The 13,230-nt window shown below is 70.6% G+C and carries 11 protein-coding genes; 4 read left to right on the forward strand and 7 right to left on the reverse strand.

Features of this window, described 5'->3' with window-relative positions:
- The first annotated feature begins 16 nt into the window (after positions 1 to 16).
- Positions 17 to 889 carry an HhH-GPD family protein gene (locus LK09_RS16390; RefSeq protein WP_039401921.1) on the forward strand — a complete coding sequence of 291 codons (873 nt, stop codon included), beginning with the start codon at positions 17 to 19 and terminating at the stop codon, positions 887 to 889.
- A 79-nt stretch (positions 890 to 968) separates the two neighbouring features.
- Here the strand turns inward: LK09_RS16390 and rbfA are convergent, their stop codons facing one another.
- The 4 genes from rbfA to nusA form a co-directional block, all read right to left on the reverse strand.
- Positions 969 to 1,406, reverse strand: a complete 438-nt coding sequence (gene rbfA, locus LK09_RS16395) for a 30S ribosome-binding factor RbfA (RefSeq protein ID WP_039401923.1) — start codon at positions 1,404 to 1,406, stop codon at positions 969 to 971.
- Positions 1,407 to 1,483: 77 nt separating this feature from the next.
- On the reverse strand, positions 1,484 to 4,291 hold the full coding sequence (infB, locus tag LK09_RS16400) for a translation initiation factor IF-2 (RefSeq protein WP_039401925.1): 2,808 nt from the start codon (positions 4,289 to 4,291) through the stop codon (positions 1,484 to 1,486).
- A 114-nt stretch (positions 4,292 to 4,405) separates the two neighbouring features.
- The gene (locus LK09_RS16405; protein ID WP_052226907.1) at positions 4,406 to 4,657 is read right to left on the reverse strand and encodes a YlxR family protein; all 252 of its coding nucleotides are present in this window, start codon (positions 4,655 to 4,657) and stop codon (positions 4,406 to 4,408) included.
- Positions 4,658 to 4,705: 48 nt separating this feature from the next.
- The gene (gene nusA, locus LK09_RS16410; protein WP_039401931.1) at positions 4,706 to 5,692 is read right to left on the reverse strand and encodes a transcription termination factor NusA; all 987 of its coding nucleotides are present in this window, start codon (positions 5,690 to 5,692) and stop codon (positions 4,706 to 4,708) included.
- Between the two features lie 117 nt (positions 5,693 to 5,809).
- Between nusA and LK09_RS16415 the strand changes: the two genes are divergently transcribed.
- Positions 5,810 to 6,613, forward strand: a complete 804-nt coding sequence (locus LK09_RS16415) for a DUF1206 domain-containing protein (protein ID WP_039401934.1) — start codon at positions 5,810 to 5,812, stop codon at positions 6,611 to 6,613.
- Positions 6,614 to 6,624: 11 nt separating this feature from the next.
- Here the strand turns inward: LK09_RS16415 and LK09_RS16420 are convergent, their stop codons facing one another.
- Both LK09_RS16420 and LK09_RS16425 read right to left on the reverse strand, forming a co-directional pair.
- A complete protein-coding gene (locus tag LK09_RS16420; protein WP_039401936.1) occupies positions 6,625 to 7,635 on the reverse strand; it encodes an LOG family protein in 1,011 nt (336 codons plus the stop codon).
- Positions 7,636 to 7,690: 55 nt separating this feature from the next.
- Positions 7,691 to 8,950, reverse strand: a complete 1,260-nt coding sequence (locus tag LK09_RS16425) for a glycosyltransferase (RefSeq protein WP_039401939.1) — start codon at positions 8,948 to 8,950, stop codon at positions 7,691 to 7,693.
- A 315-nt stretch (positions 8,951 to 9,265) separates the two neighbouring features.
- Here LK09_RS16425 and LK09_RS20920 point away from each other — a divergent pair, with 315 nt between their 5' ends.
- On the forward strand, positions 9,266 to 10,756 hold the full coding sequence (locus LK09_RS20920) for an HNH endonuclease signature motif containing protein (protein WP_052226908.1): 1,491 nt from the start codon (positions 9,266 to 9,268) through the stop codon (positions 10,754 to 10,756).
- Between the two features lie 80 nt (positions 10,757 to 10,836).
- Positions 10,837 to 11,331 (forward strand): methylated-DNA--[protein]-cysteine S-methyltransferase, encoded by a 495-nt coding sequence (locus LK09_RS16435; protein ID WP_039401941.1) that lies wholly within the window; start codon positions 10,837 to 10,839, stop codon positions 11,329 to 11,331.
- Between the two features lie 32 nt (positions 11,332 to 11,363).
- On the opposite strand, the gene LK09_RS16440 is transcribed toward LK09_RS16435, so the two are convergent.
- Positions 11,364 to 13,124: a proline--tRNA ligase gene (locus tag LK09_RS16440; protein WP_039401944.1), complete on the reverse strand. Its 1,761-nt coding sequence runs from the start codon at positions 13,122 to 13,124 to the stop codon at positions 11,364 to 11,366.
- Positions 13,125 to 13,230 lie beyond the last annotated feature (106 nt).

Consider the following 13,230-nt stretch of genomic DNA (forward strand, 5'->3'; position numbering starts at 1 on the left):
AGCCTAGGCTGGACGGATGCCCGAACTCGCCCCGCCACTGATCCGGTGGTACCGGCAGAACGCGCGCGATCTGCCCTGGCGTCGCGCCGAGTTCCGGGCGCGGTACGGCGGGTGGGGCGTGCTGGTCAGCGAATTCATGCTTCAGCAGACTCCGGTGAACCGCGTCATCCCCCATCTGGATGCCTGGCTGACGCGCTGGCCGACTCCGACCGCCCTCGCCGACGACGCCCCCGCCGAGGCGGTGCGGGCGTGGTCGACCCTCGGATACCCCCGCCGCGCCCTGTGGCTGCACCAGGCGGCCGTGGAGATCCGCGACCGGCACGACGGCGTCGTCCCCCGCGATGTCGGGGCGCTCCTCGCCCTCACCGGCATCGGCGACTACACCGCGCGCGCGGTGGCGGTCTTCGCGTACGGCGACCGGCATCCGGTCGTGGACACCAACACCCGGAGAGTGCTGGCGCGGGCCGTGCTCGGTCAGGCGCATCCGGGAGCCCCCGGTCGCCGGGACCTGGACCGGATGAGCGGCATCCTGCCCGCGAGCGTTCCGGATGCCGCGGTGGTGAACGCGGCCGCGATGGAACTCGGCGCTCTCGTGTGCACGGCCCGCACCCCGGACTGCGACGTATGCCCACTCGCGCATATGTGCGCGTGGCGGCTCGCGGGGAGCCCGGACAACGCGGACGCACCCCGCCGGCAGGCCCGCTACGAGGGCAGCGACCGGCAGGCGCGCGGAGCCGTGCTGCGAGAACTGCGGGCGGCGGCATCCGTCCCGCTCGACGAAGTGATCGCCGATTGGCCCGACCCGGCGCAGCGGGACCGCGCGATCGACTCGCTCATCGCCGACGGACTCGCCGAGGCCGACGACGGCATGCTGCGCCTCCCCGCCTGAACGCCCTCGGCAAGAAGCCGCCGATTCAGCAGGATCCACGAGGGATCCGACTGAATCGGCGGCTCTCGGCGGAAGCCGCTCAGTCCTCTTCGAGCTCCAGCTCGCGGGGCTTGACGTACGGGTCGGCCTCACCGGCGAAGGATGCCGAGGCCGCCAGGCCCGCGACCTGCGCGTCGCGCTCGTGCGCTTCGCGCAGCAGGTCCTCGATGTGCCCGGCGTTGTCGGGAAGCGCATCGGGGATGAACTCGAGCGTGGGAGTGAGGCGAACACCGAGCTGGCGTCCGATCTCGCTGCGGATCATGCCGGTCGCCGACTTCAGGGCGGCGCCCGAGGCGAGCCGCTCCTCCTCACTGCCGAGCACGGTGTAGAACACCGACGCGTGCTGCAGATCGCCGGTCACCCGGACGTCCGTGATCGTCACGAAACCGAGCCGCGGGTCGCGCAGCCCCTTCTCGAGCCGCTCCGCGATGAGCACGCGGATGCGGTCCGCCAGTCGAGCCTGTCGTTCGGAACCCATCTTCTTCTCCTACTCCCCCTGAGCCGAAGTGCGGGATGCCTCCTCAAGAAGCATCCCGCACCACAACCGTTCGCGGATCAGCCGCGCGGCTTCTCCACCATTTCGGTCGTCTCGATCTCGTCGCCGATCTGGATGTCGTTGTACTTGCCGAGGCCGATACCGGCCTCGAAGTCCGTCCGCACCTCGGTGACGTCGTCCTTGAACCGGCGCAGCGACTCGATGGCCAGGCCATCGGCGATGACGACGCCGTCACGGATGACGCGCGCCTTCGCGTTGCGGGTGATCGTGCCCGACCGGACGATGACACCGGCGATGTTGCCGAACTTCGAGGACCGGAAGACCTCGCGGATCTCCGCGACGCCCGACTGGACCTCTTCGTATTCCGGCTTGAGCATGCCCGTGAGGGACTGCTCGACATCGTCGATCGCGTTGTAGATGACCGAGTAGAACCGGATGTCGACACCCTCGCGGGCGGCGCGCTCGCGGGCCTTGGCATCGGGACGCACGTTGAAGCCGATGACGATCGCGTTGTCGATCGTCGCCAGGTTCACGTCGGACTCGGTGATCGCACCCACACCGCGGTGAATGATGCGCAGCTGCACCGACTCGTCGACCTCGATCTTGAGCAGCGACTCCTCGAGCGCCTCGACGGCACCGGAGACGTCACCCTTGATGATGAGGTTGAGCGACTCGACCTTGCCCTCTTCGAGAGCGCGGGTGAAGTCCTCGAGCGAGATGCGCTTGCGGGCCTTGGCCAGCTGGGCGTTGCGCTCGGCGGCCTCGCGCTTCTCGGCGATCTGCCGGGCGGTGCGGTCCTCCTCGGTGACGATGAAGGTGTCACCGGCGCGCGGCACCGAGTTCAGACCCTGCACCTGCACCGGACGCGACGGAGCGGCCTCTTCGACCTGCTCGCCGTTCTCGTCGATCATCGCGCGGACGCGGCCGTACGCGGTGCCCGCGACGATCGCGTCGCCGACGCGCAGGGTTCCGGACTGGATCAGCACGGTGGCGACCGAACCGCGGCCCTTGTCGAGCTTGGCTTCGATCGCGACGCCGCGGGCGTCCTTGTTCGGGTTCGCGCGCAGGTCGAGACCGGCGTCGGCGGTCAGCAGCACGGCGTCGAGGAGGTCCTGGATGCCGATGTTGTTGCGAGCCGAGACGTCGACGAACATCACGTCGCCGCCGTACTCCTCGGCCACGAGACCGTACTCGGTGAGCTGCTGACGGACCTTGGCCGGGTTGGCCTCGGGCTTGTCGATCTTGTTGACCGCGACCACGATCGGCACGTTCGCCGCCTGGGCGTGGTTCAGCGCCTCGACCGTCTGCGGCATGATGCCGTCGTCGGCCGCGACCACGAGGATCGCGATGTCGGTCACCTGCGCACCACGGGCACGCATGGCGGTGAACGCCTCGTGACCAGGGGTGTCGATGAAGGTGATGGCGCGCTCGATGTCCTCGTGCTCGGTCCACACCTGGTAGGCACCGATGTGCTGCGTGATGCCGCCGGCCTCGCCCGCCACGACGTTGGTCTGCCGGATGGCATCCAGCAGTCGCGTCTTACCGTGGTCGACGTGGCCCATGACGGTGACCACCGGGGGACGGATCTCGAGATCTTCGTCCTCTTCGTCGAGCAGCTCCTGCTCGAGGTCGAGACCGAAGCCTTCGAGGAGCTCTTTGTCCTCGTCTTCCGGCGAGACCATCTGGATCTTGTAGCCGAGCTCGGCGCCGAGGACCTCGAAGGTGGCCTCGTCGAGCGACTCGGTGGCGGTGGCCATCTCACCCAGGTTGAAGAGGATCGTGACCAGCGTGCCGGGCTGAACGGTGTAGCCCTTCAGCGCCTCGAGCTTGTCGGCGAAGTCCGAGATCGACGCGCCGCGGCGCATCCGGATGATCTCGCCGTTGCCCTTCTGGACGTTGACGCCGCCGACGACCGGCGCCGACCGCATCTCGAACTCTTGCCGCTTGGCCCGACGCGACTTGCGCTGACGCGACTTGCCGCCGCCCTTGCCGAACGCACCCGCGGTGCCACCGCCGGGGCCACGGCCACGGCCGCCGCCGCCACCGGGACGACCGGCGAAGCCGCCGGGAGCGCCCGTGCCGGCACCGCCGCCGGGGCGCTGGAAGCCGCCGCCGGCACCGCCCGGACGACCGGGGCCGCCGGGACGCTGCTGGAACGGCGCGCCGCCGCCCGGACGACCGGGACGACCGGCACCGCCGGGACGACCGGCACCGCCGGGACGCGGAGCGCCGGGGCGCGGCGAACCGGGGCGCGGGGGCTGCGGACGCGGGATGTTGCCGGGGCTCGGGCGCTGGCCCATGCCCTGCGAGGAGGCGAACGGGTTGTTGCCCGGACGCGGAGCGCCTCCCGGACGCGGGGCGGCGGGCCGCTGGCCCATGCCCTGCGAGGAGGCGAACGGGTTGTTGCCGGGGCGCGGAGCGCCACCGGGACGCGGCGCGGGGCTCGGTGCCTTCGGGGCCGGGGCCTTCGGCGCGGGCGCGCCGGGCTTCGGACCGGACGCGGCGGGAGCCTCGGCAGCGGCCGGGGCAGCGGGAGCGGCGGGAGCAGCGGGAGCCGCCGTCTCGGCGGCCGGTGCGGGCGCGGCTGCCGCAGCCGCGGGGGCGGCCTCGGGCTTGGGCGCGGGGGTGCGACCCGGGCGCGGGGCCGGCGCCGGCTTGGGGCCGGGCTTGGGGGCGCCGGATGACGCCGCAGGCTTGGGCGCCGCAGCGTCCTTGCCGGCACCGTCGGCCTCCAGCGCGGCGCGGAGCTTCCGCGCCACCGGGGGCTCGATGGTGGATGAGGTGCTCTTGACGAACTCGCCGAGCTCCTTCAGCTTCGCGAGCGCGACCTTACTGTCGACGCCGAGCTCGGAAGCGATCTCGTGCACGCGTGGTTTTGCGTTTGCCACAGTTCTCCTGTCTCAGGGCCCACCCCGGACAGGGCAGACCATTAGATGCGGACGGGTCTCATTTCGAGCCGTTCACTTCTTGTCCATAGCCGTTCAGCCTTTTCGCTGGAGGTGTTCTTCGATGGTCTGCGTGTCGAGCGAACCCGACACCCGCAGTGCACGGACGAAGGCACGGCGCCGCAGAGCGGCGGTCATGCACTCACGTGTGTCGTGCACCCACGCGCCCCTCCCGGGCATCGACGCACCCTCATCGAGAACGAGGGTGGAATCGACGGCCACCACTCGGAGGAGGGTGGAACGGGAAGCACGCGTGCGGCATCCGACGCACGTCCGTACGGGATCCATTCTACACAGACCACCTGTCAGCCAGCCGACCGTGGCCGGCCTTCGCGCTCACGACTCGAGGATCGAGTCGGGCTGGATGTCGATCTTCGCGCCGGTGAGCTTGGCGGCGAGGCGCGCGTTCTGCCCCTCCTTGCCGATCGCGAGCGACAGCTGGTAGTCGGGGACGAGCGCGCGCACGGCCTTGCTGGCCGGGTCGAGGACGAAGGCCGAGGTGACCTTGGCCGGCGACAGCGCGTTCGCGACGAACTTCGGCAGTTCCGGGTCGTAGTCGACGATGTCGACCTTTTCACCGGCGAGCTCCTCGGTGACGGCGCGCACACGGCGGCCGAGCTCGCCGATGCAGGCGCCCTTGGCATTGATCGAGGGGTCGTTCGCCTTCACCGCGATCTTGGTGCGGTGGCCCGCTTCACGCGCCAGCGACACGATCTCCACGAGCCCCGACGCGATCTCCGGCACCTCGAGCGCGAAGAGCTTGCGCACGAGGCCCGGGTGCGTGCGCGACACGGTGATCGCGGGCCCCTTGGTGCCCTTCGCGACGGAGGTCACGTAGACGCGGATGCGGCTGCCGTGGGTGTACTCCTCGCCCGGAACCTGCTCCTCCGGGGGAAGGATCGCCTCGACGGTGCCGAGGTCGACGTGCACCATGCGCGGATTGGGGCCCTGCTGGATGACGCCGGCGACGATGTCGCCCTCCTTGCCGCGGAACTCGCCCAGCACCGCGTCGTCGGCGATGTCGCGCAGGCGCTGGCTGATGACCTGCTTGGCGGCGTAGGCGGCGATCCGTCCGAAGCCCTCGGGCGTGCTCTCCTCTTCGCCGATGACGGCGCCCTCGTCATCCACGAGCGGAATGTAGATCGAGACGTGGCCCGTCTTGCGGTCGAGGTGCGCGCGGGTCCCCTCGGGAAGGGTGCCGGTCGGCGACGTGTGCTTGGCGTAGGCGGTCAGGATCGCCTGCTCGATGATGTGCACGAGCTCGTCGAAGGGAATCTCCCGCTCACGCTCGACTGTCCGCAAAAGTCCCAGATCGATGTCCACGTGGGGTCCTCCCTCTTCAGATGTCACCGGCGTCCCGGCATTCAGACAACATTACCGGATGCCGCACGCCGCCGCATCACCGTGTGCCGCACGGGGCGTCCCGCCTACCGTCGCGCTATGACATCGACCACGAGAAGCGCTGCACGCGGTGCGGCGAACACACCGGCGATCCACCTCCTCGTCCGCGGCGGCTTCGCCGCCAGCGGCGTGGTGCACGCGGGGATCGGCCTGCTGGCGATCGTGCTCGCCCGGGGCGGTCACGGGCAAGCCGATCAGAGCGGGGCACTCCGGGCCATCGCCGCGGTGCCCGCCGGATTCGTGCTGCTGTGGCTGATCGCGGTGACCCTGTGGGCACTCGGCGTCTGGTACATCCTGGAAGGCTTCCTCGTCCAGGCGCCCGACGACACCAAGGAGTGGGTGCACCGTCTGGAGTCCTGGGGCAAGGCGCTGGCCTACATCGCGGTGGGGATCATCGCCGCCACCGTGGCATCGGGCGGGCACCCGAACTCCGAGAAGTCGTCGTCGCGGGCCGGCGACGCGATCCTGCGGCTGCCCGGGGGTCCGTTCCTTCTCGGGCTGGTCGGCCTCCTGATCGCGGCCATCGGAGTCGGGTTCGTCGTCAGCGGGATCACCCGGCGATTCGACAAGCGGGTCACCCTGCCCGCCGGAGCCGTGGACCGGACCGTGACGACTCTCGGCGTCGTCGGGTACATCGCGAAGGGCCTCGCGCTCGTGGCGTTCGGCGTGCTGCTTCTGGTCGCCGCGGTCAAGGTCGACCCGGCACAGGCCGGCGGCCTCGACAAGGCGCTCGCGTCGCTGCGGCAGCTGCCGTTCGGATCCTGGCTGCTCGGCGCGATCGGCCTGGGCCTCATCGCGTACTCCCTGTTCCTCTTCGCCCGCGCCCGCTACGCCAGGCTCTGAGCGAGGCCGGATCAGGCGGCGGAGCCGAGGGCGTTGACGGCCCGGATCAGCTGGTAGAGCTCCCCGACCTTGTACTGGTTGAGGTGCAGCACGAGCCGGGGCAGGTCGGCCCGGTCGTGGTCGGCGACCTCGATGGGCAGGGCGTCGGATGCCGCGATCGTGCCCGTGGCGAGGAGTCCGGCGAACTCGCGGTTGAGCGAGGCGACCTCGGCCTCGGTCGGCGCGTGCTTGAGCCGCAGCACGAGCAGGTCCCCCACCCAGCGCAGCGAGTCGTAGTTGCGCCAGAAGCCCTCGATGTGGGCGGACGCCGCCTCGACGGAATCGGTGATGAGCACGCGATCCATGTCGTCCGGGGCGATCGTGCCGGACGCCGCGAGCTCGTCCTCGATGTAGTCGGCCAGGGCCGTCCAGAAGGTTCCGTCCGGGCGGTCCAGCAGCACGATCGGCATCGGCTCGGCCTTACCCGTCTGCTGCAGGGTCAGCAGCTCGAACGTCTCGTCGAGCGTGCCGAATCCGCCCGGCAGGCTCACGAAGCCGCGGGACTCCTTCATGAGCATGAGCTTGCGCGTGAAGAAGTACTTCATCGACACGTGGCGTTCGTCGGCGACGGCCTCGTTCGGCTTCTCCTCGAACGGGAGGCGGATCGACACTCCCACCGAGCGGCCGGGGCCTGCGCCCTCGGTCGCCGCCTGCATGATGCCCGGTCCGGCGCCGGTCACGACCATCCATCCCTGGGCGGCGAGGGATGCCGCGACATCCCGCGCCTGCGCGTACAGCGGGGTGCCCGGGCGCGTCCGTGCCGACCCGAAGACCGTGACCTTCGACACGTCGGCGTAGGGGGCGTACAGGCGGAAGGCATCCCGCATCTCCTCGATCGCGGCGGCCGTTATCTTCAGGTCGAGGCGGGTGGTGCGGTCGGTGCCGAGTTCGATGCCGGCGCGGAGGATCCGGCGGATGAGGGCCCGGTTCCCGGTGATGCCGGCATCCGCGATCAGCCGGTCGAACTCTTCGTCGTCGATCATGTGCCCAGCCTGCCACCGCGAGGTGGCCCGGCGGTGAACGGCACGGGACGCGGGCTCAGAGCATCCCGGCCAGGAGGTCGGCGGTGCGGGCGGCTCCGCCGAGCCCGCGCAGCTGCGCCCCGACGGCAGCCGCCGCCCGCCGGAACGACGGGTCGCGCAGCACGCGGTCGACCGCACCGCCCACGTCCGCGGCCTTCGGCGTGCCGGTGCGCAGGTTCACGCCGGCGCCCGACCAGGCCACCCGCGCGGCGACCTCGGGCTTGTCCAGGTCGCCGCCGGCGACCACGAGCGGGATGCCGTGCGCGAGCGCGGCGATGGTGCCGCCCCACCCGCCGTTCGTGATCGCGAGGTCCACGCGTGGGAGCAGTTCGCTGAACGGGACGTAGCCCGCCACGCGCGCATTGGCCGGAACCGGGAACGGAAAGGCGTCCTGGCCCGGCACCCCCGTCGTCGCCACCACGATCAGGTCGCGCCCGGCCATCGCCTCAAGCGCCGGGCGGACGAGGTCGTGCGGATCGATGTTCTGGGTCCCCTGCGTGACGAGCACCACGCGGCGGTCGTCGAGGTCGCTCCACCAGGCAGGCAGGGCGGAGGTCCGGGGTGCAGCGGCGAGCTCCCCCACGAAGCGCAGGTGGGCGGGACGATCGGCGCGGCCGTAGTCGAGCAGAGGGGAGCCGCTCGCGGCGATCAGGGTGTCGGAGAACACGATCCGGTCCATCGTGCGCCCCGTCGGCGTCAGACCCGCACCGCGTTCGGCATCGGCGATCGGCTTCGCGAGAGGCTTCGAGATGACCGGGACCAGCCCGCGAAGCGCGGCATCCCGCGCGCGCGTGAGCGCATTGGTGCCGGGACGGATGCCCATCCCGCTCGGCGGACCGGCCGGTCCGGGCAGGTTCAGCGGCAGAATGCACACGGTCGCCCGCGGCATCCCGCGCTTCTCGCAGAAGAGCACGGCCCCGATCGAGACCTCGTCCGCGGCAAGCACATCCCACGGTTCGCGCTCCCACTCCGCCGTCAGGTCGACCACCTGCGCGGGCGCGGTGGCGATGAAGCAGTCCGCCACGTTGATGAGCATTTGCCGCATCCCCTTCTTGCCGACGAGCCGAGGGAAGGTGGCGGCCATGTCGTTCTCGTCGAAGTCGGGTGCGGCGTTCCAGGGCACGAGCCGCGCGCCGGATGCCTCGACGCGTTCACGGAACCGCGGGCCGGTATAGAACCGCACGTCATGGCCGCGCTCGACGAGGGCGCGCGCGACCGCGGTCAGCGGGCCGACGTGCCCGACGAACGGCATCGCCGTGAGCAGGAAGCGTCCCATGCCCCACATCCTGGCCCAGATGGGTCCCGCTCGTGGGGGGTCGGATCACACCTCCGGGTTGGGCGGGTACGCATGGCGGTGATACGTCCGGATGGCGGGACGACACGCCGCCGGGATGCCGCCAGTCGTTCGGATCACCGCCTCCCGTCCCCGCGACCCGCACACACCCCCGGTCGTTGAGCGAACGTAGCGAGACGAAACGCTCGCCCCGGGTTCGGCATCAAGATGTCCTGCAACCCGCTTGCATTCTTGATGCGTGTTCGATAGTGTGGAGGTATCAGTTCGAAGATTCCAACGAATCCGGAGGGGGATGCCATGGCCGACACGTCGCACGATGGGCTCTCTCCGGTGCTGTCCGACCTGGACGTCCTGGTCGATGGTCTCGGCGGTGCGCGGGCGCGGGTGGCGGCCGCGTTCGGTGCGGAGACCCGGTTCTACGCGTCGGTGGCCGCCCTGGTGGATCGGCGGGAACGCGAACGCGCCCAGCAGGCCGACACCGGGGCGGTGGTGTCCGCGTCGCAGTTGGCGATGCGGGAGATCTACGCCGAGATCGCCGCCGCGGTGCGCCTGTCCGAGTATCAGGTCGCGTCCCGGGTGAACCAAGCCCACGTGTTGGTGTCCCGATTCGCTACGACGATGTCCCGGGTGGATGCCGGGGTGCTGTCCCCGCAGCATGCGACCACGATCGCGGATGTCGGCGGCGTCATCGACGACCCCCACCTCCGCGCCGAGTACGAGGAGCACGCGATCGACCTGGCCGGTGAGCTCACCCCCGCCCAGTTGAAGGACGCGCTCGGGGTGTTGGTGGACCGGCTCGACCCGGACGGCACCCAACAACGCGTCCGTGACGCGGTCGCCCGCCGCTCGGTACGCAAACGCACGGTCGAGCCGGGGGTGGGGCAGTTGATCATCACCGGCCCCACCGCCCACATCGAAGGCACCTACAACCGGCTCACCGACATCGCCACCGAACTCCACACCGCCAACCAAGCTGACACGGCCGCGGCCGAGGCGGCTGAAGCAGCCGCGGGTGCAACCGAGGTCGATGCAGTCCACTCGGAAGCCGGCGACGACGCCGACGCCGCGACTCCCTTCGCTCCGGATGAGCGCACCCGGGCGCAGATCATGGCCGATGTCGCCCTGGACCTGCTGCTCACCAACGTCCCCGACGCGCACGGCACCACCCCCGAACACCGCGACGCGCTCGGCGCCATCCAAGCCACCGTGCACCTGACCATCCCCGCCTCCACCCTCGCCGGCACCACCACCGGCGGCGCCACCGCGGAAGGCGGCGGACTCGTCGACGACGACACCGCCCGCACCCTCGCCGGCGGATCCGACGACTGGTACCGGATCTTCACCGACCCGACCACCGGGGTCCCGGTCACCGTCGACAAACGCCGACCCTGCACCGCCATGAAACGCCTCCTCCAAGCCCGAGATGAGACCTGCCGGTTCCCCGGCTGCCGCCGCCCCGCCAAAAAATGCGACATCGACCACACCACCGCACACGCGGAGGGCGGACCCACCGCCCTGTGCAACCTCGCCTGCCTGTGCGAGAGACATCACACCGTCAAACACCACACCGACTGGACCGTCCAGCAGCTCCCCGGCGGCATCCTCCACTTCACATCCCCGACTCGCCGCGGCTACCGCACCCGGCCCCCGGCCGCCGTCCGATTCACGCCCGACCGACCACCCGGACAACCCAGCCGCCCGCCCGGCGCGGCCGGCACGCCCCCAGGCACGCGCCCGACCGGCGCAGTGGCCGCGCACGGCGGGTCCGAAGCAACCGCGCCTTTCTGACCCGCAGCACCGGCTGACCCCGAACACCGGCTGGCCGGGCACGCCGACTCGATGTCGGAGCCGCCGGATAGGCTCCGGTCATGCGATCGTTCGGCACCCTGCGCACCCCCGTGGGCACCCTCGGGGTGATCTGCCGCGGCGACGCGATCACCGATGTCGGGTGGCGCCTGACCTGTCCCGACGATGCCGCCGAGACGGCCGATCCGCTCCTGACCGAGACCCTCGACCAGCTCGCGGCGTACTTCGGCGGCGGCCTGCGGCGCTTCGACGTCCCCGTCGATCTCGGCGAGCAGAGCGACGGAACCCGCGCGGTGCTGACGTACCTGCACGAGTCGGTGCTCTATGGCGAGTCGATCACCTACGGCGAACTGGCCGAACGCAGCGGCTCAGGCATCCCTGCGCGCGGTATCGGTGCCATCATGGGCGCCAATCCCGTGCCGATCATCGTCCCGTGCCATCGCGTGCTCGCAAGCGACGGCCTGGGCGGCTACTCGGGGGGCGAACACGGGCAAGGACTCGCGACCAAGCGCTGGCTGCTGGAGTTCGAAGGCGTGCTCCCGCCCCCGCTGTTCTGAAGTCAGCCGAGGGCGGGCGCGACGATCCTGCTTCAGCGCTGTGCGGTCAGCCGCGCGACGGCCTCTGATGCCGGCACGACCTCGCGGTCGCCGGATCGACGGTCCCACAGCTCGACCTCGCCGTCGGCGGCACCGCGACCGACGATGATGATCTTCGGCACGCCGACGAGTTCGGCATCCTTGAACTTCACGCCGGGCGAGACCTTCGGGCGGTCGTCGTACAGCACGTCGAACCCGGCCGCCTCGAGGTCGGCGGACAGCTGCGCGCCGAGCTCGAACGCCGTGGAGTCCTTGCCGGTCGCGACGACCTGCACGTCGAACGGAGCGACCGACGCCGGCCACACCAGGCCCTTGTCGTCGCTGTTGAGCTCGGCGATGATCGCGAGGATGCGGGTCACGCCGATGCCGTACGAGCCCATCGTGACGGTGACGAGCTTGCCGTTCTCGTCGAGCACCTGCAGGCCCAGGGCGTCGGCGTACTTGCGGCCGAGCTGGAATACGTGCCCGATCTCCATGCCGCGGGCGAGCGTCACCGGGCCCGAGCCGTCGGGAGCCGGGTCGCCCTCGCGGACGCTCGCCACCTCGATGTAGCCGTCGGCGCCGAAGTCGCGGCCGGCGACCACCGAGTGCGCGTGCTTCTGGTCGATGTTCGCCCCGGTGATCCACGAGGTGCCGTCCACGACGCGGGGGTCGAGGAAGTACCGGATGCCGGTGGCCGACTCCTCGCCCAGCAGCTGCCCCTGCTCCGTCCACGGGCCGATGTAGCCCTTGACGAGCAGCGGGTGCTTGGCGAAGTCGGCGTCGGTGGCCGGCTCCACCTCAGCGGGAGCGAAGGCGACCTCGACGCGCTTGTCGTCGATGTCGCGGTCGCCGGGAACGCCGACGATCACGATCTCCCGCGTTCCGTCGAGGTGCGTCAGGGCGAGCACGACGTTCTTCAGCGTGTCGGATGCCGTGTACTCGCCGTCGAGCACCGCGTTCGAGTGCGCGACGAGGGTCTCGATCGTGGGCGTGTCCGGCGAGTCGAAGATCACCGGCGCATCGTCGGCGTCGTACTCGACGGCCGCGGGCACGATGGTCTCGAACGCCTCGACGTTGGCCGCGTAGCCACCGGCCGAGCGCACGAAGGTGTCTTCGCCGACGGCGGTGGGATGCAGGAACTCCTCCGAGCGGGATCCGCCCATGGCCCCGGCATCCGCCTGCACGATGACGTACTCGAGTCCGAGACGCTGGAAGATGCGCTCGTACGCGTCGCGCTGGGCCATGTAGCTGGCGTCCAGACCCGCGTCGGTGTAGTCGAACGAGTACGCGTCCTTCATCGTGAACTCGCGGCCGCGCAGCAGGCCGGCGCGGGGGCGCGCCTCATCGCGGTACTTGTCCTGGATCTGGTACAGGGTCAGCGGGAGGTCCTTGTACGAGGAGTACAGGTCTTTGACGAGCAGGGTGAAGGCCTCTTCGTGCGTCGGCGCGAGGAGATAGTCGGCATCCTTGCGGTCCTGCAGGCGGAAGATGCCGTCGCCGTACTCCTCCCAGCGGCCGGTGGCCTCGTAGGGCTCACGCGGCATGAGCGCCGGGAAGTGGACCTCCTGGGCGCCCGCCGCGGCCATCTCCTCGCGGATGATCTGCTCGAGCCGGGCCTTGACCCGCAGCCCCAGCGGCAGCCACGCGAAGATGCCCGGCGCCTGCCGGCGGATGTAGCCGGCGCGCACGAGCAGCCGGTGGCTGGTGACCTCGGCGTCGGCAGGGTCTTCGCGAAGGGTGCGGAGGAAGAAGTTCGAAAGACGGGTGACCACGGTCCAAGTCTAGAGAAGGATGCCGCACGCCCCTTGCGCCCGGCATCCTGAACGTGCGTCGAGATCCAGCTGAAAATACCCTTGCGGTCGAATCTGGACTAGGTGT

The sequence above is a fragment of the Microbacterium mangrovi genome (assembly GCF_000802305.1).
GTDB classification, from domain to species: Bacteria; Actinomycetota; Actinomycetes; order Actinomycetales; family Microbacteriaceae; genus Microbacterium; species Microbacterium mangrovi.

What these genes read in the sequence shown, in the direction of transcription:
- LK09_RS16390 (WP_039401921.1), top strand. Translation starts at nt 17, where the DNA reads ATGCCCGAACTCGCCCCGCCACTGATCCGGTGGTACCGGCAGAACGCG.
- rbfA (WP_039401923.1), bottom strand. Translation starts at nt 1,406, where the DNA reads ATGGGTTCCGAACGACAGGCTCGACTGGCGGACCGCATCCGCGTGCTC.
- LK09_RS16405 (WP_052226907.1), bottom strand. Translation starts at nt 4,657, where the DNA reads ATGGATCCCGTACGGACGTGCGTCGGATGCCGCACGCGTGCTTCCCGT.
- LK09_RS16415 (WP_039401934.1), top strand. Translation starts at nt 5,810, where the DNA reads ATGACATCGACCACGAGAAGCGCTGCACGCGGTGCGGCGAACACACCG.
- LK09_RS16420 (WP_039401936.1), bottom strand. Translation starts at nt 7,635, where the DNA reads ATGATCGACGACGAAGAGTTCGACCGGCTGATCGCGGATGCCGGCATC.
- LK09_RS16425 (WP_039401939.1), bottom strand. Translation starts at nt 8,950, where the DNA reads ATGGGACGCTTCCTGCTCACGGCGATGCCGTTCGTCGGGCACGTCGGC.
- LK09_RS20920 (WP_052226908.1), top strand. Translation starts at nt 9,266, where the DNA reads ATGGCCGACACGTCGCACGATGGGCTCTCTCCGGTGCTGTCCGACCTG.
- LK09_RS16435 (WP_039401941.1), top strand. Translation starts at nt 10,837, where the DNA reads ATGCGATCGTTCGGCACCCTGCGCACCCCCGTGGGCACCCTCGGGGTG.